Source organism: Kribbella soli, assembly GCF_004331345.1.
Taxonomy (GTDB): domain Bacteria; phylum Actinomycetota; class Actinomycetes; order Propionibacteriales; family Kribbellaceae; genus Kribbella; species Kribbella soli.
Window position 1 is genome coordinate 2,661,945 of the sequence record NZ_SJJZ01000001.1, and the last position, 19,447, is coordinate 2,681,391.

Genomic DNA, 19,447 nt, shown 5'->3' on the forward strand with positions numbered 1-19,447 from the left:
CCTGTGAGCGCTGTGGAGAACACGATCGAGGACCGGACAGGTCTGCCTTCCCTGGCGGTGGTCGGTGCGACCGGCGCCGTCGGGTCGGTGATGCTGACCTTGCTCTCGACCAGGCAGAACGTCTGGGGAGAGATCCGGCTGATCGCCTCCGAGCGCTCCGCGGGCAAGCGGCTCAAGGTCCGCGGCGAGGAGGTCGAGGTCGTCGCGATCAGCGAGCAGGCCTTCGACGGCATCGACGTGGCGATGTTCGACGTACCGGACGAGGTGTCGGCGCACTGGGCGCCGATCGCGGCCTCCAAGGGCGCCGTCGTGGTGGACAACTCCGGCGCGTTCCGGATGGACCCGGACGTGCCGCTGGTGGTCCCGGAAGTGAACGCCGAGGCGGCCCGGAACCGGCCGAAGGGCATCATCTCCAACCCGAACTGCACGACGCTGTCGATGATCGTCGCGATGGGCGCGCTGCACCACCGCTACGAGCTCGAGCAGCTCGTGGTGGCGTCGTACCAGGCCGCGTCCGGTGCCGGGCAGTCCGGGATCGACGCGTTGTACGACCAGCTCACCAAGGTGGCCGGCAACCGCGAGCTGGGAAGCACGCCGGGTGACGTACGGCGCGTGGTCGGCAACGACCTCGGCCCGTTCCCGGCCCCGCTGGCGCTGAACGTCGTACCGTGGGCCGGCTCGCTCAAGGACGACGGCTGGTCGTCGGAGGAACTGAAGGTCCGCAACGAGTCCCGCAAGATCCTCGGCCTGCCGGACCTGAAGGTGTCCGCGACCTGCGTACGGGTCCCGGTCGTCACCACGCACTCGCTGTCGGTGCATGCCCGGTTCGTCCAGGAGGTCGACGCCGACGGCGCCCGCGAGGTACTGCGGGACGCTCCTGGCGTGCTGCTCTTCGACAACCCGGCCGAGGGCGAGTTCCCGACGCCGGCCGACGTGGTCGGCACCGACCCGACCTGGGTCGGCCGGGTCCGCAAGTCGCTCGATGACCCGAACGCGCTGGAGCTGTTCGTCTGCGGCGACAACCTCCGCAAGGGCGCCGCGCTGAACACCGCCCAGATCGCCGAGGTCGTCGCCAAGGAGTTCATCCCCGCCGCAGACCTGACAACGGCCTGAGCGGGGCTACAGCCAGTTCTCCCGGGCCGCGTGCAGGGCGAGCTGGAAGCGTGTGCTGGCTCCCGTGCGGTTCATCAGGCGCTCCAGGTAGCGGAAGAACGTCCGGCGGCTGATACCGAGCGTCCGGGCGATGGTGTCGTCCGCGGCGCCGGTCGCCAGCAGGGCCAGCAGGCGGCGCTCGATCGGCTCCAGGCGGTCGTCCTCGGTGCCCACCGACGCGTGCAGTGGCAGCGCGTTGCGCCAGCACAGTTCGAACATCCCGATCAGTGCGGACAGCAGGCTGCTCGGCCGGATGATCAGCAGCGACCGGTTCACGTCGGTGTCGCGCGCGGACATCGACACGAACGCGATCGCGCCGTCGATGATCGTCAGCTTCGCCGGTACGTCGGGTAACACCCGCGCCTGCTCACCGGCCTCCACGCAGGGGAGGATGTTCTCGGTCAGGTAGCCCGGCACCTCGACCGACTCCGGCGAGTACACGACCCGGTAGGAGACGCCGCGGCGGAGCTGGTCGATCTCCTCCTGGTTCGGGCCGCCGATGTAGTACGGCGGGGAGTCGATGGCCAGGATCTCGCGCTGTACGCCGCTCTTGATCTGGTGGATCCGCTCGACGATCGCGCTGCCGGTGACCACCTCGATCAGGTGCGTGGTCGACTCGTTGTGCACGGTCCGGCGGAACTCGTCGTACGCGTTCAGGACCTCGATCCGGGCCTGCTTCAGCTCGGACTCGCGGCGCAGCGTCATCGCCTCGAGGCCCGCGTCCGGCGGCACCGGCAGGTAGCGCGAGTGGTCCGAACCGGATCGCCTGGCCAACCCGGCCTGCACCAGGCCGCCCAGGGTGGCGTCGATCGAGCGCTCCCGGTCGGGGACCGCCTCGCCCAGTTCGGTGATCGACGACGGGCCGGTCCGCAGCAGATGCTGGTAGACCTTGATCTCGTCGTCGTTGAGCCCGAGCACCTTCAAATGGCCGACACGCTCCGTGTCCGGTGTGCTCACAAAGCTCCCCTCCCTTCCGGCTGCTGTCACCGTCCGCTACCGCCCTTCCAGCCTAGACGGGGCGATCCAGAGGCGTCGGCACTGAACGTGTCGACGCAGATGCACGCAGCGATATTTGTTGTCCCGTCAGCATTCTTGTGCCGTGTCACCATCTGGCCACCCTTTCCGCGCAGTCGTGAGCGAGAATTGAGGTCCAGCATCCCGGCGACGGACCACCTGAGCGCCGCCGGGATGCTGTTCCAATTCTGGCCCGAGTTGACTGTCTCGTCAGCGGAGCCTGTTTCGGTTGGGTCTCGATCCCGGCGCATCGGTGCCCTCGCACTTCCGTGCCATCACTGGCTGTGCTGGAGGGTGTACAAAATGTGGCATCTCCAATCGTGAGGCCGATGAGGAGGAGTGCCCGATGCGACCGGTTCCGCCCTGTGCCGCCGACCGTACCGGTGCCGCCGTCCCCAGCGCCCGCGGGTCCTTGCAGGGATCCCAACAGGCGTTGTCCTCCTGCGGTCTCCGGTCCGTCCCCACACCTGCTGCGCGCACCTGCCGGCGAACGCAGCACCTCTGGGGACGGACGCGAGGCGCGATGACCGCCGCCCTGGTCATCGTGCTGCCCGATCCGGCGCGGCTGTCCGCTCCCGCCCATTGCGGACGTGCTCCCGGATCGACGGTGGAACCCCAGGGGGTGCTGAAGGGTGCTCCGTGGATGGTGAGGCTGTCCATGGGGAGCGCGGATGTGATGTTGCGTGTCACGTCCGCCGCCCGGCACGCCCCGGCCAGGACGCACTTCCTGGGGTCCCGCCCATAACTTCCGTGCCCGTTGACCTCTCTGGTCACGCGGCCGGTGTGACAGGTCACGTCAACTTCGGACGGCGGGGTAGCGTCGTACATCGTGAATTGACCGCGATTTGACTTGGCTGGAAGGCGTTTTGGTCGTCCCCGGCTGTCAAATGTATATTCCGGATAACGATCGGCGAGGGACGACGCAGGTGTTGTGGATGCAGCGGGGTACGACGTTTGGTTGCCGTCCGTACGTCGTTGCTCACTAAGGAGGACCGCTGTGTCGTCGGCGTCCGTGTCGATCCGCTACTCTGCTTCCCGGTCTGCGTCGGCCATCGTGGATCCAACTTTCCGGCAGAGAGAGGCATCGCCTGAATGAACGCGACTAGCGTCGACGAGGAGTTCAACCCGTCGGTGCACGTGTACGAACCACACAAGGTCGGTCTGCCGGCACTGCGCCCGTACTTCAAGGCGCTGTGGCAGCGGCGGGAGTTCGCAGCGGAGATGTCCCGGACCAACATCCGGGCCGCCAACACGAACACCTTCTTCGGCCAGGTGTGGCTGGTGCTGAACCCACTGCTCCTGGCAGCGGTCTACTACCTACTGGTCGACATCATCGCCGGTGGGAGTTCCAAGATCGACGCCGGCGAGCGGTTCGCGCACATGTGCGGCGGCCTCTTCGCCTTTTACTACTTCTCCGGTGCCATGACTGCCGGTGCGGCCAGCGTCGTCGGTGGCGGCAAGCTGCTGATGAACCAGTCGTTCCCACGGATGCTGTTGCCGTTGTCCGCGGTGCGGACGGCGTTCTTCCGCTTCCTGCCGACCCTGGTCGTCTACCTGGTCATCCACCTGGCGATGCGGCAGCCCCTGCACTGGGCGATGCTGCTGGCTCCGGCGTTCCTGATCATGCTGACGGTCTTCGCCGCCGGCATGGGCATGATCTTCGCGGCCCTGCAGGTGTACTTCCGGGACACCACCAGCTTCCTGCCGTACTTCGTGCGGATCTGGCTGTACCTGTCACCGGTGCTGTGGTTCGCCGAGCAGGCCCCGGAGAAGTTCAAGGGCTTCATCCAGTACAACCCGCTCTACCCGCTGATCGGCGGCTGGGCGGACCTGCTGGTGCGTGGCGACATCCCGAAGTGGCAGATGTGGGCCGGCGGTGGGTTCTGGGCGATCGTCGCCTTCGTGATCGGCTCGCTGTTCTTCATGTCGAGGGAGCGTGAGTTCGTTGTCCGTCTCTGACACTGAGAAGAAGCCGATGCAGAAGAGCCCTTCGGACATTCCGGCCGTCAAGGTGCAGGACGTGTCCATCACCTACCGGACCACGTTCGAGCGGGTGCCGACCTTCAAGAGCGCCCTGGTGCGTTTCGGTCGCGGCGAGCGGGCGGTCCGTGAGGTCAAGGCCGTCCAGAACGTCTCGTTCGACGTCAACCACGGGACCACGATCGGCATCATCGGCGCCAACGGCGCCGGCAAGTCGACGCTGATGCGCGCGGTCGCCGGCATCCTGCCGCCGACCTCGGGCCGAATCGAGGTGCACGGCCGGGTCTCCACCCTGCTGTCGCTGGGCGTCGGCTTCAACGCCGCCCTGTCCGGCAAGGAGAACGTGGTCCTCGGTGGACTCGCGGCGGGCCTGAGCCGCAAGGAGATCGAGGCCCGGTACGAGGAGATCGCCGAGTTCGCCGAGCTCGGTGACTTCATGGAGATGCCGATGCGGACGTACTCGTCCGGCATGTTCAGCCGGCTGGCGTTCTCCGTCGCGGTGCACATGGATCCGGACATCCTCCTGATCGACGAGGCGCTGTCCGCCGGTGACGCGTCGTTCAAGACCAAGGCCGCGGCCAAGATGTCGGAACTGGTCACCAACAGCCGGACGATGTTCCTGGTCAGCCACGCGATGAGCAGCGTCCGCGAGCTGTGCAACGACTGCATCTGGTTGCACAAGGGCAAGCTGATGATGCGTGGCGAGCCGAACGAGGTCATCCAGGCCTACACGAAGTTCCTGCAGGTCGGCGAAGCAGAAGCTGTCTCACTCGAGGACCTCTGACCAATGTCACGCAGCACCGCGCCGGACGTGGGGATCATCACGACCGGCCACGACGTGGCCGATGCGCGCCTGCACAAGATCACTGCTGCCCTGCAGCAGCGTGACCTGTCGGTCGAGCTGTGGGGCCTCGGTGACGCCGACGGTGGGCCGGCGGGCGCGGACGTGCACGCCGGACCGCGCGGCAACCTGGTGCAGCGGCTGGCCCGGACCGCCGTACTGCCGTGGCGCACCAACGCAAAGGTGGTGATGACGGTCGACCCGGACATGATCCCGGTCACCCGGCTCGTCACCGCGCTGCGGCGGCGCAAGTTCGTGGTCGACGTGCACGAGGACTACGAGCGGCTGCTCGCCGATCGTGCGTGGGCCCAGGGTCCGGCCGGTCTGCCGGCCCGGCTGATCGTGCGCGCCGGGTCAAAGCTGGCCGCGGGCGCCGATCTCACCGTGGTCGCCGACTCGCATCTCGCACCGCACCAGGCGAAGCACCGCATCGTGGTGCAGAACCTTCCCAACCGCGGCTTCCTGGCCCCGTCCCCGCCGACCGGCGCACCGCGTGCGGTGTACGTCGGGGACCTGCGCCGGAGCCGTGGACTGTTCGACATGGTCGAGACCGTCGCCGCGGCGCCGGACTGGTCTCTCGACCTGATCGGCCCGGTCGCACCGTCGGACCGGGACGAGCTGGAGGCCCGGATCGCGCGGCCCGACCTGACCGGTCGGGTCCGCCTGCACGGGCGCCAGCCACCGGCCGACGCGTGGCAGCTCACCAAGGGAGCTTGGGCGAGCCTGGCCATGCTGCAGCCGACCCCGGCGTTCGTGGAAGCGATGCCGTCCAAGATCTACGAGTACCTCGCCAGCGGTCTTCCCGTGCTTTCCACCCGGCTGCCCCGGCAGACCAAGGTGATCGAGGAGTCCGGTGGCGGAGTCCTGGTGGACTCGGTGGCGGAGGCGTCCGAGACCCTGCGGCGCTGGTCCGCGGACCCCGGTGAGCTGGAGAAGCTGCGCGACCACGCGCTGCAGTGGGCGGCCGACCATCTGCCCACGAACACGCCGTACGACGACCTGGCCGACGCGATTCTCAATCTGCTGAAGGACTCTGCTTCCTTGAAAGGACGTGCATGACCGCCCGCCCACACCTGTTGTACGTCGCCTGGGGCTTCCCGCCCTGCCGTGGCGGCGGTGTCTACCGGGCTCTGGCCACGGCCAACCGGTTCGCCGCGCTCGGCTGGAAGGTGACCGTGCTGACGGCCGACCGCGACACGTTCTTCCGGTTCACCGGCGCGGACCTGACCCTCGAGGAGCGGGTCGACCCGTCCGTCGAGGTCGTCCGGGTCCCGTTCGAGTGGCCGATCCTCGAAGCCGACCTGCGCCGCTGGTCCAAGCGCCGGGCGTCGAACCCGAAGCTCTGGGCCAAGTGGCGCACGAAGCAGGACCAGATCCCGTTCCCGGAGAGCGGCTACGGGCCGTGGCGTTCGGTGATCGAGAAGGCCGCGGAGCGCATCCACCAGGCGCACAAGGTCGACCTGACGGTCGCCACCGCCAACCCGCACGTCGCGTTCACCGCGGCGTACCACCTGCACAAGAAGTTCCAGGTGCCGTACGTCATGGACTACCGCGACGCGTGGCTGCTGGACGTGTTCACCGGTGACCGGCTGCACGAGCCGAACAGCCGCGCGGCCAAGTGGGAGAAGAAGCTGGTCGAGTCCGCCCGCGAGGTCTGGTTCGTGAACGACCCGATCAAGGACTGGCACGAGAAGCTCTACCCGGCGCACGCGAGCAAGATGCACACGGTCGCCAACGGCTTCGACCCCGACCTGGTGCCGGACACGCAGGACCGGGGTGCGGTCATCGACCGGCCGCTGGTCTTCGGGTACGTCGGAACGGTGTCGCCGAAGGTGCCGCTCGCGGACTTCGTCAAGGGCTGGCAGCTCGCCAAGGAGCAGTCCGAGGAGCTCGCCGGCGCGAAGGCGAAGATCTACGGCTACCTCGGGTACTACGCGCAGCCGCGGGCGGACATGCTCGCGACGATCAACGCCGCCACCGAGGACGGGGTCAGCTACGAGGGCCCGGTCGGCAAGGCGGAGATCGCCAAGGCGTACGACGAGTTCGACGCGCAGCTGCTGATGCTGGGCAAGGGCCGGTACGTGACGAGCGGCAAGGTGTTCGAGTACCTCGCCACCGGGCTGCCGGTGGTGTCGGTGCACGACCCGGAGAACGCGGCGTCCGACGTACTGCGTGGGCACCCGTTGTGGTTCCCGGTCGCGGACGTGACGCCGGAGTCGATCGCGGCGGCGCTGATCGAGGCGGCGCACGCGGCCCGCACCGCGGACGAGGGGATCCGGGCGAAGGCGCGCGAGTTCGGTGCGTCGTACCGGCGGGACCTGCAGCTGGATCCGCGGATCGAATCGCTGGCCGCGAGTGTGAAGGTGGTGGCGGCATGAGCAACGTCGTTCTGCTGTCCACGCGCAAGCTGCCGCCGACGTACTTCGACCAGGTCCGCGAGGACCTCGGCGATCAGAACATCACCATCGACGTCGTCGGTTGGGTGGCGCCGTCGGCCTGGGTGGCCGACAAGGTCAACACCTTCACGCTGATCGGCCCGGGTCGCATGCCGGCCGCGCCGGCGCCCGAGCCCGAGCCGGCGCCGGAGTCGGTCACGGAGCCGACGGACGAGCCGACGGACGAGGCACCGGACGCGGTCATCGCGCCGGAGGCCGTCGCCGATCCGGAAACTGTCGTCGAGGACGAGGCGGAGGTCGCTCCGGCGGCTGCGCAGGTTGCGGCGGCCTCCACCACGGCCACCGCGCCGCCTGCCGCTGCGAAGCCGCGTCCCACGGGGGCCAAGCGGGTCGTGAAGGCCGTCGAGTGGCGCGCCCGGAAGGCGAAGAAGGTCGCCGGCCGGATGTTGCCCAAGGCAATCAAGACCTCGGCGCCGGTGAAGTTCCTGCGCGGTCAGCGGGCGACCAGCGATCTCGGCAAGACCTACTGGGAGCGGGTGCTCAGCCGTCGCGACGTGCTGTCGACCATCGACCAGGCCGATGTCGTGATCGCGCTCGACGCCGGTGCCATCTGGGCCGGCTGGAACCTCGGTCAGCGGAAGGCCAGCACCCCGGTCGTGCTCGGTCTGCCGGCGGCCCGCCGGGAGCTCGACATGATGAAGGCCCCAGTAGGTAATGGGTGACACGACGACGATGACGATCCACGAGCACCTGCCGGCGCCGTTGGCCCGGACCGCGGGAGCGGTCCGGCGACGCCTGCGGGGCTTGCGGTACTCGTACGCGCAGCTGCCGGCGTTCCCGCCGGCAGCGACGACCCCGGTGCGGATGCTGGTCGGACCGACCAACTCCGCCGGTCAGGGGCACGCCTGGGCACAGGCCGCCAAGACCCTGCCGGACGTCAGCGCCGTCGCGTTCGCCCTGCACCGCAAGGGACAGTTCCAGTTCGCCGACGACTACGGCGTACCGCTGGCCTGGTTCGGCCAGCCGCGCTGGCAGCGCGCCCAGGAGAAGTACGTCGTCGAGAACTACACGCATGTGATGGTCGAGTCGCTGCGCCCGATCTTCGGCGCCCGCGGGCTCTCGGACGCGGCCGCCGACATCGAGACGATGCTCGCCAAGGGCATCAATGTGAGCCTGCTCTTCCACGGCTCCGACATTCGCCTGCCCAGCCGGCACGCGAAGCGCGAGCGCTGGTCGCCGTTCACCCCGGGTGACGAGCTGACCGATCGCCTCGAGCCGCAGGCACGCCGGCACGCCGAGCTGGTCGAGTTGCTGCAGCTTCCGGTCTTCGTCTCCACGGTCGACCTGCTGGACGACGTACCGAACGCGCAGTGGCTGCCGGTCGCGATCGACCCGAAGCCCTGGCAGCAGGCCGCAAGGCCGTTGTTCTCCGGCGAGAAGCCGGTCGTCGCGCACGTTCCCTCGAACGCGAAACTCAAGGGCACCGAGGAGATCGACGCGGTCCTGACCGGGCTGCACGAAAGCGGCGCGATCGAGTACCGGCGGATCACCGGCGTACCGCACGAGCAGATGGCAAGCGTCATCGGTGACGCCGACATCGTCGTCGATCAGCTCCGGATCGGCCTGTACGGCGTGGCAGCCGCGGAAGCGCTGGCAGCCGGGCGGATCGTGGTTTCGTACGTCGGTGACGCGGTGCGCCACCGGGTGCGTAGTCTGGCCGGGCGAGAGGTGCCGATCGTGGAGGCGGATCCCGACACCCTGGGTGATGTCGTCACCGGCCTGATCGCGGATCGTGACGCCGCCGCCGAGCGGGCGGCCGCCGGCCCCGGTTTCGTGGCGGAGTTGCACGACGGACGCCGCTCGGCCGAAGTACTGAGAAGTTGGCTCATTTCGAAGGAGACCCTGTGACGTCCCGCATCGCGCCATCCGCCGACGTCGACGACAGCGCCCAGATCGGCGACGGTTCGTCGGTCTGGCACCTGGCCCAGATCCGCGAGAACGCGGTCCTCGGCAAGAACTGCATCGTCGGCCGCGGTGCCTACGTCGGGACCGGGGTCCGGATGGGCGACAACTGCAAGATCCAGAACTACGCGCTGGTGTACGAGCCCGCGTCCCTCGAGGACGGCGTGTTCATCGGCCCGGCGGTGGTGCTCACCAACGACTACTTCCCGCGCGCGGTGAACCCGGACGGGTCGCCGAAGAGCGGGCACGACTGGGAACCGGTCGGGGTGACGATGAAGGAAGGCTGCTCGCTCGGTGCGCGCAGCGTGTGCGTGGCCCCGGTCACCATCGGCCGCTGGGCGACCGTCGCCGCGGGTGCGGTCGTGACCAAGGACGTGCCAGACTTCGCGCTGGTCGCCGGGGTCCCGGCGCGCCGGCTCAAGTGGGTCGGCAAGGCCGGGGTCCCGCTGCTCTCCGTCGGGGACGGCGAGTGGAAGTGCCCGAACACGGGCGAGATGTACATCGAAACCGACGGACGGCTGCGGCCGGCCGGTGAAGCAATGGAGGAGAACTGATGGTGCAGCCGATTCCGGCCGCGAAGCCGATCATCGGGAAGGAGGAGCGCGAGGCTGTCGACCGTGTCATGCAGTCCGGCATGCTCGCCCAGGGTCCTGAGGTGGCGGCGTTCGAGCAGGAGTTCGGCGCAGCGCTGGTCTCCGGCCGGGCGTGCGTCGCGACGAACTCGGGCACGTCGGGTCTCCACCTCGGCCTGCTGGCCGCGGGGGTCGGACCGGGTGACGAGGTCATCGTCCCGTCCTTCACCTTCGCCGCGACCGCGAACAGCGTCGCGCTGACCGGGGCCACCCCGGTGTTCGTCGACATCGAGCCGACGTACTTCTGCCTGGACCCGGCCGCGGTCGAGGCCGCGATCACCGAGAAGACCAAGGCCGTCATGCCGGTGCACCTGTTCGGTCACCCGGCCAACGTCACCGCGCTGCAGGCCATTGCTGATAAACACAGCGCCGACAAGCCCGCCGAGCGCCGCATCCACATCTACGAGGACGCCGCGCAGGCCCACGGTGCCACCTGGAACGGCGCGCCCGTCGGCACCTTCGGCGAGTTCGCGATGTTCAGCCTCTACCCGACCAAGAACATGACGTCCGGTGAGGGCGGCATGAACTCGGTCGCGAACGCCGACCTCGAGCGCCGGATGCGGCTGTTCCGCAACCAGGGCATGCTCAAGCAGTACGAGAACGAGGTCGTCGGCCTGAACAACCGGATGACCGACCTGCACGCCGCCATCGGCCGCGTGCAGCTGACCAAGGTCGGCGGCTGGACCAAGCAGCGGCAGGAGAACGCGGCCTTCCTGGACGCGAACCTGCAGGGTGTCGCCGTTCCGGCCGTGGCCGCCGAGGCGACCCACGTGTACCACCAGTACACGATCCGGGTGACCGAGGACCGCGACGGTTTCGCGAACGCGCTCCGGACCGAGTACGGCGTCGGCTGCGGCGTGTACTACCCGATCCCGAACCACCGGCTCCCGTCGTTCCAGCGTGAGCTGGACCTGCCGGAGACCGAGAAGGCCGCGGCCGAGGTGCTCTCGCTGCCGGTCCACCCCTCGCTGTCCGAGGATGATCTGAACCGGATCGTGGCCGCGGTGAACACCGTGGCGAAGGCGGGTGCGTGACCATGGCGAACCTGCGTGCGGGCCTGATCGGCCTGGGCATGATGGGCCGGCACCACGGCCGCGTCCTGGCGTCCCTCGAGGGCGTCGACCTGGTCGCGGTGGCCGACCCGGGCGGTGACAAGTTCAACGTGGCCGGCGGTCGTCCGGTGCACGAGACCATCGAGCAGCTGATCGCCGAGAAGCTCGACTACTGCATGGTCGCGGTGCCGACGCAGTACCACGCCGAGATCGCGAAGGCGCTGGCCGAGGCCGGCGTGCACGCGATGATCGAGAAGCCGCTGGCCGGTTCCTCGTCCGAGGCGACCGAGATCGCGAAGGCGTTCGAGGCGGCGGGTCTGGTCGGCGCTGTCGGCCACATCGAGCGGTACAACCCGGCGCTGCAGGCGCTACGGGTTCGCCTCGAGGCCGGCGAGCTGGGTGACATCTACCAGATCACCACCCGTCGTCAGGGCCCGTTCCCGGCCCGGATCGCCGACGTCGGCGTCGTCCTGGACCTCGCCACGCACGACATCGATCTGACCGCGTGGGTGACGCAGTCGCCGTTCGTCACGGTGGCCGCGCAGAGTGCGCACAAGTCGGGCCGGCAGTACGAGGACCTGATCGCGGTGACCGGCAAGCTGGCCGACGGCACCGTGACCAGCCACCTGGTCAACTGGCTGTCCCCGATGAAGGAGCGTCTCACCGTCGTCACCGGTGAGAAGGGCGCATTCATCGCCGACACGCTGACCGCCGACCTGACCTTCCACGCGAACGGCACCGTCGTCACCGCGTGGGACGACGTCGCGCACTTCCGTGGTGTCAGCGAGGGCGACATGGTCCGGTACGCGATCAGCAAGCCGGAGCCGCTGCGCACCGAGCACGAGGCGTTCCGCGACGCGGTGCTCGGCAAGGAGGCGGACATCGTCACGCTGCAGCAGGGTCTGACCACCGTCAAGGTGGCCGAGGCCGTTCTGCAGTCGGCGTCCGAGGCTCGAACCGTCACGGTCGCCGGGGAGTCCCAGTAACCATGAAGGTTCTGAGCGTTGTCGGGGCGCGCCCGCAGTTCGTGAAGCTGGCACCGGTGGCGGAGGCTTTTGCCGCCACCGAGCACCAGCACGTGATCGTGCACACCGGGCAGCACTACGACAAGAACATGTCCGACGTGTTCTTCGCCGACCTGCGGATCCCGGCCCCGGACGTCCACCTGGGCGTCGGGTCCGGCAGCCACGGTGTCCAGACCGGTGCGATGCTGGCCGCGATGGACGCCGTACTGGACGAGCACAAGCCGGACTGGGTGCTGGTGTACGGCGACACCAACTCGACGCTCGCCGGCACGCTGTCCGCGGTGAAGATGCACCTGCCGGTGGCGCACCTGGAGGCCGGGCTGCGCTCGTTCAACCGGCTGATGCCGGAGGAGCACAACCGGGTCCTCACGGATCACGCGGCGGACCTGCTGCTGGCCCCGACCCAGGTGGCGATGGACCACCTGGCGAACGAGGGTCTGAAGGACAGGTCGCGGCTGGTCGGCGACGTGATGACCGACGTGTGCTTCCGGGTCCGCGACGCGGTCAAGGACAACGAGCTCGACCTGCCGTTCAAGCGCGGTGAGTACGTCGTCTCGACCATCCACCGGGCCGAGAACACCGACGACCCGGAGCGGCTGGCCGCGATCGTCGACGGTCTCGGCGCGGCCGGTACGCCGGTGCTGCTGCTCGCCCACCCGCGGCTCGTCGCGAAGTGCGCGGAGCACGGCATCAAGCTGGAGCGTCCGGACGGTTCGCTGCACGTCCGGGAGCCGCTGGCGTACCCGGAGATGGTCGCGGCCGTGCTCGGTTCGGCCGGTGTGGTGACCGACTCCGGCGGTCTCCAGAAGGAGGCCTTCCTGCTCGGCCGGGTGTGCACCACGCTGCGCACCGAGACCGAATGGGTCGAGACGCTGGACGACGGATGGAACGTGTTGACATCCGACGTGAGTAAGCTGCCCCAGTTGGCTGCCCGGCCGACGCCCACGGAGGACCGCCCGATGCCGTACGGCGACGGCCACGCTGCAGAGCGTGTCGTTTCCACTCTCGCGGAGTAACTACATGACGAAGGCCGCCGAAGAGAACAAGACGCAGCCGACCCAGGAAGCCCCGGGGTCGGCCGCTGTCACGACCCCACCTCCCGGCGCGCCCGTCAGTACGACCCCCGCCGACGCGGGCCCACCGCGTCCGGGCGGGAGGTTGCCACGAGTCGAGTCGCTCACCGGCTTGCGCTGGTGGGCGGCCTTCTTCGTGTTCTGCCACCACATGACCCAGCTGGCGCCACTGCCGATCTTCAAATTCCTGCAGTACGGCACGTCCGGCGTCACGTTCTTCTTCGTGCTGTCCGGGTTCGTGCTCACCTGGTCGTCCCGGCCGGGGACGAAGATCAGCACGTTCTACCGGCGCCGGTTCGCGCGGATCTTCCCGCTGTACTTCCTCACCCTGGTCGCCGCGATCTTCGTCTTCTACCGGTTCGAGCCGCCGACCGGGATGGCCTGGATCAAGCCGGTCTCGATGACTGTGCTGGTGCTGTCCGGGCTCCTGCTGCAGGGCTGGTCGAACAACCCGACGATCCTGTACGGCGGTAACCCGGCCGGCTGGACGCTGTCGGTGGAGGCGTTCTTCTACGCGTACTTCCCGTTCGTCTGGCGGGCCACGCAGCGGCTGAAGACGGTCGGCGGCCTGATCCTGTGCGTCTCGGTGCTCGTGCTCGGCGGTGCGTACCGCCTGGCGCTGTTCCACTACAAGGCCGACGTACCGGTGCTGCCGCAGCCGGTGCTGCACTCGGTGGCGTTCCTGTTCGGTATCGGCCTCGCGATCTCGCTGCGGTCCGGCTGGAAGCCGCGGATCCCGGTGTGGTTCGCATTCCTGGTCACCGGCGGCGGGCTGTACCTGCTCTGGTACTCCGGCTCGCACCCGACCCAGGTTCCGGGCGCGGTCACGATGGGCCTGTGCCAGAAGGAAGTCCTCACCTTCCTGTACGGCTTCCTGATCCTCGCGGTCGCCGCCCGCGACATGCGCGGTGGCCGGTCCGTGCTGCGCAGCAAGCCGATGGTGGCGCTGGGCCAGTGGTCGTACGCCTTCTACCTGATCCACGCCACGATCCTGTACGCGATCAAGGAGTACCACGGCATCGCCGGCCCGATCGGCTGGTCCAACCTGACCTGGTACGCCGGTGTCCTGGTCATCTCGATCTTCGCCTCGGCGCTGCTCTACAAACTTGTCGAGCACCCGCTGGAACGGAAGCTCCGAGGCCCCCGATGAAGAATCACTACCTAGTGGAGTTCCTGTGCGTGTCAGTGTTGTTGCCTTAGGCAAGATCGGACTGCCGTTGGCGGTCCAGTTCGCGGCCAAGGGCCATCAGGTCGTCGGCGTCGACATCAACGAGAAGTTCGTCGAGCTGGTGAACGCCGGCCAGGAGCCGTTCCCGGGTGAGGCCCACCTGCAGGAGCTGCTCTCCGAGACCGTGGCCGACGGCCGCCTGCGGGCGACCACGGACTACGCGGACGCGATCCCGAACAGCGACGCGGTCGTCGTGGTCGTGCCGCTGTTCGTGGACGAGCAGACCGGTCAGCCCGAGTTCGGCTGGATGGAGAACGCGACCCGTTCGCTGGCCGAGCACCTCACGCCTGGCACGCTGGTCAGCTACGAGACCACGCTCCCGGTCGGCACCACCCGGAACCGGTGGAAGCCGATGCTCGAGGAGATCTCTGGCCTGACCGAGGGCACGGACTTCCACCTGGTGTTCTCGCCGGAGCGAGTGCTCACCGGCCGCGTCTTCGAGGACCTCCGCAAGTACCCGAAGCTGGTCGGCGGCCTGTCCGAGGAGGGCGCGAAGCGCGCCACCGCGTTCTACGAGGCCGTGCTGGACTTCGACGAGCGCCCGGACCTGCAGCGCGCGAACGGCGTCTGGGACCTCGGATCCGCGGAGGCGGCCGAGCTGGCGAAGCTGGCCGAGACCACCTACCGCGACGTGAACATCGGCCTCGCGAACCAGTTCGCCCGGTTCGCCGGCCAGAACGGCATCGACGTCCACGCCGTCATCGAGGCGTCAAACTCGCAGCCGTACAGCCACATCCACCGGCCGGGCATCGCGGTCGGCGGTCACTGCATCCCGGTCTACCCGCGGCTGTACCTGTACACCGATCCCGACGCCACCGTCGTCCGGGCCGCCCGCGAGGCGAACGCCGGCATGCCCGACTACACGATCGGTCTGCTCGAGGGCGCGTTCGGTGACCTCAAGGGCGCCAAGGTTGTTGTGCTCGGCGCGTCGTACCGCGGTGGCGTCAAGGAGACCGCGTTCTCCGGGGTGTTCCCGGCCGTGGAGGCGTTGAAGGCGCGCGGTGCCGAGGTGTCCGTGCACGACCCGCTGTACACCGACGAGGAGCTCCAGGGTCTCGGCTTCACGCCGTACACGCTGGGCGCGCCGGTGGACGCGGCAGTCCTGCAGGCGGACCACGCGGAGTACGCGCAGCTGAGCCCGGCCGACCTGCCGGGTGTGAAGGTACTCGTCGACGGTCGCGACCGCACCGACCCGGCCAAGTGGGCGGGCGTGCGTCGGATTGTGATCGGAAGGTCGGTCAGCCAGTGACACATGCCGACCTGCGGGTCGTGATGATGGTCGCCAACGACGTCACCAACGACAGCCGGGTCCGCAAGGAGGCCGCAGCACTGGCCGAGACCGGAGCAGAGGTGACTGTGCTCGGGGTCTCGGCCAGCGGTCTGCCGTCGAGGGAGATGCTCGACGGAGCGCTGATCGTCCGGGTGGCGGTGCCTTTCACGCTGCGTGAGGAACGGAAACGAAGCCGCACGGCCCGCCGCAACTGGCGGCCGCCGATGGTGGGGTACCGGTACCGAGCAACCTATGTGGCGCGCAGCCAGCGGATCGCAGCCGAGCTCAAGGAACTCAAGGCGGACTCCGGGCACGCGATCGCGCGGGCCAAGGCGGGCCAGGGGAATCCGGTCAAGTTCAAGGCCGGCGTCGCCACCCGGCTGCTCCGCCGGGCGCGCTGGCAGGCCGCCGAGCGTGCCGCCTATGTCCGCAAGGGCGTCGGCAACAAGGCGGACGGACCGTTCAAGTTCGGCTGGCGGGCGTACGACGGGGTGCTGCACCGGATGCCCTGGCCGGCGCCGTGGCGCAAGCTGCACCCGGAGGCGCTGGACCTGGAGATCGCGTTCGGCGACCTGATCGACCGCCTCGAGCCGGACGTGGTGCACGCCCACGACATGCACGTGATCGGTGTCGCGACCCGCGCCGCCGGCCGCGCCAAGCTGCGCGGCCGCAAGCTGAAGGTCGTGTACGACGCGCACGAGTACGTCGCCGGACTCTCGCAGTACGGCGCGCGTACCCGGCGTTCGATCGCGGCCTGGGCCAACCACGAGCGTGAGTACATCGGTGACGCGGACCGGGTGATCACCGTCAGCCCGGCCATCGCGACCCGGTTGCAGCGCGAGCACAACCTGCGGCAAGAGCCGACCGTGGTGATGAACACGCCGAACCCTGCTGACGTGTCGGTCGAGGTGTCCGACATTCGCAGCCAGATCGGTCTGGCATCCGACGTACCGCTGCTGGTCTACAGCGGTGGTGTGACGCGAGCGCGTGGCATCCACACCGCCGTACAGGCGCTGGTGGATCTGCCGGACGCGCACCTGGCCGTCGTGTGTGTGCCTGGTGTGGCGACGGACGCGGTCCGCGAGCTGCAGGCGCAGGCCGTGCAGCTGGAGGTGCAGGACCGCCTGCACTGCCTGGACCCGGTGAAGCCGGACGAGGTGGTCGCGTTCCTGCGGACCGCCGACGTCGGGCTGATCCCGATCCTGCGCTACCCGAGCCACGAGATGGCGTTGCCGAACAAGCTGTTCGAGTACGCCTTCGCGGGGCTGCCGGTGGTGGTCAGCGACATGCCGAGCATGAAGGCGTTCGTCGACCGCACCAAGATCGGCGAGGTCTTCACCGCGGCCGACGCGCACGACCTGGCGTCGAAGGTCCGCACGGTGCTCGGCGACCTGGACAGCTACCGCGAGCGGGTCGCGGATCCGGCGTACCAGCAAGAGGTGTCCTGGGCCGGGCAGGCGACCAAGCTCCGTGAGCTGTACAGCGAGCTGACCGGGCAGCAGCTCGACATCACGCGGCCGGGCGGCAAGATGCGCAAGACCGGGCGGCACCTGCTGCTCGGACCCGTCAACAGCGCCGGCCAGGCGTGGTTGTGGGCGACCGCGCTCGAGCGTGAGGTGCCGGACGTCAAGGCGGAGTCGCTCACCACGGGCAGTGGCGCGTTCGACTTCCGCGTGCACCGCACGGGCACGTATCGCCAGTACCGGTCCGACCTGCGCTGGCAGCTGGAGCTGACGGCGTACGCGTTGCGTGAGGTCACCCACGTGCTGTTCGAGGCGGGCCGGCCGATGTTCGGTCAGCAGCGCGGGCAGATGTGGACGACCGACGTACCGATGCTGGACCAGGCCGGGATCAAGCACGGTCTGGTGTTCCACGGGTCGGAGATCCGCGATCCTGCGCAGCACCGCGAGCAGTACCGGTACTCGCCGTTCCGCAACCCGGACGACGAGCTGACGGTGCGCCTGCAGGCCGCGAACAACCTGATGCGCCGCCACCTCGACGGCTACAAGGGGCCGGTCTTCGTCACCACGCCGGACCTGCTGGAGTTCGTCGACAACGGCATCTGGTTGCCGCTCGCCGTCGACGTCGAGGGATTCGTGTCGACGCAGCCGGTGCTTGAGCGCGAGGTCCCGGTGGTGCTGCACGCACCGTCGGCTTCAGCTCTGAAGGGTTCCGCGTACGTCGATCCGGTGCTGACGGACCTGGATGCGCGAGGCCTGATCACGTACCAGCGGGTCCAGGGTGTGCCGCACGCGGAGCTCGCCGAGATGGTGAAGAGCGCCGACATCGTGGTCGACCAGTTGCTGCTCGGTTCGTACGGCGTGTTCGCCTGCGAGGCGATGGCGGCCGGCCGGGTCACCGTCGGGCACATCGCGGACCCGGTCCGGGACCTGCTGCCGACCGACCTGCCGATCGCCGAGGCGACGCCGGACGACCTGTCCGAGGTGATCGAGCGGCTGGTCGCCGAGCGCGACACCGCCCGCAAGATCGCCGATGCGGGACCGTCGTTCGTGCGCGACCTGCACGACGGGCGGAAGTCGGTCGCGGAACTGCTGCCGTTCCTCAACAACGAACTGGTGTACGAGGACGAGAGCGAGTAAGTGCGGATTCTGATGATCGCGCAGTCCCCGATCGCCGGGGACTCGCGGATCCTGCGGGAGGCGACGGCGCTCGCCGCGGCCGGTCACACGCTGCATGTGATCGGCCGGGACGTCCCTGACGGCTTCGAGGTGGGGCCTGGGATCACGGTGGAGTCGGTCTCCCGCTCTTCCGGTCTGCGGGCCGGGAACGGCGGGCTGACGGTCGGGCACGGACATTCCGGGCCCAAGGTGCTGGCCAAGCGGTTCGGGCGGTGGTTGTTGCTGCCCGAGCACCGCAACCGCACCGAGAAGCAGTGGCGGATCGCCGCGGCCCCGCGAGTGGCCGCGGCCGGTCCGGTCGACGTGGTGCATGCGCACGACTTCAACACGTTGGAGCTCGCTGCGGAGTACGCCTCGTTATGGTCTGCCTCGCTTGTGTATGACAGCCACGAGCTGTGGTTCGACCGGGCGCTGCCGGGTCGGCCGACGCCGTTGTGGCGGGCGCGCGGGCGGCGGTACGAGGTGGCGTTGGCGTCGAAGGCGCGCGTCGTCTTCACGGTGTCGGACGGGATCGCGGCGCGGCTGCGGTCGCGTGGACTGGCCGATGTGCGCGTCGTACGGAACACGTTCCCCTGGGCGGACGACGTACCGCCGGCACCTTCGCAGCCCGAGGGCTTGCTGTACGCCGGACGTGTCGGAGCCGGGCGTGATCTGCCGACCGTAGTCGCGGCGGCTCGTGAGCTGGCGCCGTTCCGGACGGTGCTGATGGGGTCGGTGGATCCCAACTATCGCTTGGATCTGGGGCCGGTGGAGACCGTCGCGGAGCGGTCCATCGACGAGGTCGACGACACGTTGCGCTCGTACGGCATCTCGCTCGTCACGCTCACCAACACCTGCGAGAACCACCGCCTCGCCCTTCCGAACAAGCTCTTCCACGCCGTCCGGGCCGGTGTCCCGGTCGTGGCGGCTGACCTCCCCGAGCTGCGGGCGGTCGTCACGCAGTACAAGCTCGGCGGCCTTTACGAGCCCGGCAACGCGCACTCGCTGGCGACCGCGGTCCGCACGGTGATCGACAACTACACCATGTACACCGACGGAGTCCGCTCAGCCGCCGCAGAACTCAACTGGGAACACGACGCCGCCACCCTCGTCACCGCCTACACGGACCTCTCCCACTAACCCCATTTGCCTGGCAGACCCACCAATTTGCTTGGCTGACCCACCAATTTGGCTGGTTGACCCA

Annotated in this window: 16 protein-coding genes; 15 read left to right on the top strand and 1 reads right to left on the bottom strand. The window is 68.8% G+C overall.

What is annotated here, in order from left to right:
- Positions 1-3: 3 nt before the first annotated feature.
- Positions 4-1,113 carry an aspartate-semialdehyde dehydrogenase gene (locus E0H45_RS13410; RefSeq protein WP_337590406.1) on the top strand — a complete coding sequence of 370 codons (1,110 nt, stop codon included), beginning with the start codon at positions 4-6 and terminating at the stop codon, positions 1,111-1,113.
- Between the two features lie 6 nt (positions 1,114-1,119).
- Here E0H45_RS13410 and E0H45_RS13415 read toward each other — a convergent pair whose 3' ends face one another.
- Complete coding sequence (locus E0H45_RS13415; protein WP_131337443.1) at positions 1,120-2,109, bottom strand: helix-turn-helix domain-containing protein; 990 nt, start codon at positions 2,107-2,109, stop codon at positions 1,120-1,122.
- 1,149 nt (positions 2,110-3,258) lie between these two features.
- Here E0H45_RS13415 and E0H45_RS13420 point away from each other — a divergent pair.
- The 14 genes from E0H45_RS13420 to E0H45_RS13485 are packed head-to-tail and all read left to right on the top strand — an operon-like array spanning position 3,259 to position 19,383.
- On the top strand, positions 3,259-4,125 hold the full coding sequence (locus E0H45_RS13420; protein WP_131337444.1) for an ABC transporter permease: 867 nt from the start codon (positions 3,259-3,261) through the stop codon (positions 4,123-4,125).
- A gap of 16 nt (positions 4,126-4,141) precedes the next feature.
- Positions 4,142-4,930 carry an ABC transporter ATP-binding protein gene (locus E0H45_RS13425; protein ID WP_130386923.1) on the top strand — a complete coding sequence of 263 codons (789 nt, stop codon included), beginning with the start codon at positions 4,142-4,144 and terminating at the stop codon, positions 4,928-4,930.
- Between the two features lie 3 nt (positions 4,931-4,933).
- Entirely contained in the window at positions 4,934-6,046 is a 1,113-nt protein-coding gene (locus tag E0H45_RS13430) for a glycosyltransferase (RefSeq protein WP_131337445.1), read from the top strand.
- On the top strand, positions 6,043-7,365 hold the full coding sequence (locus E0H45_RS13435; protein ID WP_238154946.1) for a glycosyltransferase: 1,323 nt from the start codon (positions 6,043-6,045) through the stop codon (positions 7,363-7,365). The genes E0H45_RS13430 and E0H45_RS13435 overlap by 4 nt, the downstream gene beginning before the upstream one ends.
- Positions 7,362-8,105: a hypothetical protein gene (locus E0H45_RS13440; protein WP_131337446.1), complete on the top strand. Its 744-nt coding sequence runs from the start codon at positions 7,362-7,364 to the stop codon at positions 8,103-8,105. The genes E0H45_RS13435 and E0H45_RS13440 overlap by 4 nt, the downstream gene beginning before the upstream one ends.
- Positions 8,098-9,291 carry a hypothetical protein gene (locus E0H45_RS13445; protein ID WP_131337447.1) on the top strand — a complete coding sequence of 398 codons (1,194 nt, stop codon included), beginning with the start codon at positions 8,098-8,100 and terminating at the stop codon, positions 9,289-9,291. The genes E0H45_RS13440 and E0H45_RS13445 overlap by 8 nt, the downstream gene beginning before the upstream one ends.
- Positions 9,288-9,899 (top strand): acyltransferase, encoded by a 612-nt coding sequence (locus E0H45_RS13450; RefSeq protein ID WP_131337448.1) that lies wholly within the window; start codon positions 9,288-9,290, stop codon positions 9,897-9,899. The genes E0H45_RS13445 and E0H45_RS13450 overlap by 4 nt, the downstream gene beginning before the upstream one ends.
- On the top strand, positions 9,896-11,011 hold the full coding sequence (locus E0H45_RS13455; protein WP_131337449.1) for a DegT/DnrJ/EryC1/StrS family aminotransferase: 1,116 nt from the start codon (positions 9,896-9,898) through the stop codon (positions 11,009-11,011). The genes E0H45_RS13450 and E0H45_RS13455 overlap by 4 nt, the downstream gene beginning before the upstream one ends.
- 2 nt (positions 11,012-11,013) lie before the next feature.
- Positions 11,014-12,015 (top strand): Gfo/Idh/MocA family protein, encoded by a 1,002-nt coding sequence (locus tag E0H45_RS13460; RefSeq protein ID WP_131337450.1) that lies wholly within the window; start codon positions 11,014-11,016, stop codon positions 12,013-12,015.
- A gap of 2 nt (positions 12,016-12,017) precedes the next feature.
- Positions 12,018-13,070, top strand: a complete 1,053-nt coding sequence (wecB, locus tag E0H45_RS13465; RefSeq protein ID WP_131337451.1) for a non-hydrolyzing UDP-N-acetylglucosamine 2-epimerase — start codon at positions 12,018-12,020, stop codon at positions 13,068-13,070.
- A gap of 4 nt (positions 13,071-13,074) precedes the next feature.
- A complete protein-coding gene (locus E0H45_RS13470) occupies positions 13,075-14,277 on the top strand; it encodes an acyltransferase family protein (protein ID WP_131337452.1) in 1,203 nt (400 codons plus the stop codon).
- Positions 14,278-14,302: 25 nt separating this feature from the next.
- Entirely contained in the window at positions 14,303-15,604 is a 1,302-nt protein-coding gene (locus tag E0H45_RS13475) for a nucleotide sugar dehydrogenase (protein ID WP_131337453.1), read from the top strand.
- Entirely contained in the window at positions 15,601-18,225 is a 2,625-nt protein-coding gene (locus E0H45_RS13480) for a glycosyltransferase family 4 protein (protein WP_131337454.1), read from the top strand. The genes E0H45_RS13475 and E0H45_RS13480 overlap by 4 nt, the downstream gene beginning before the upstream one ends.
- Positions 18,226-19,383 carry a glycosyltransferase gene (locus E0H45_RS13485; protein ID WP_131337455.1) on the top strand — a complete coding sequence of 386 codons (1,158 nt, stop codon included), beginning with the start codon at positions 18,226-18,228 and terminating at the stop codon, positions 19,381-19,383.
- The last annotated feature ends 64 nt before the right edge of the window (positions 19,384-19,447 follow it).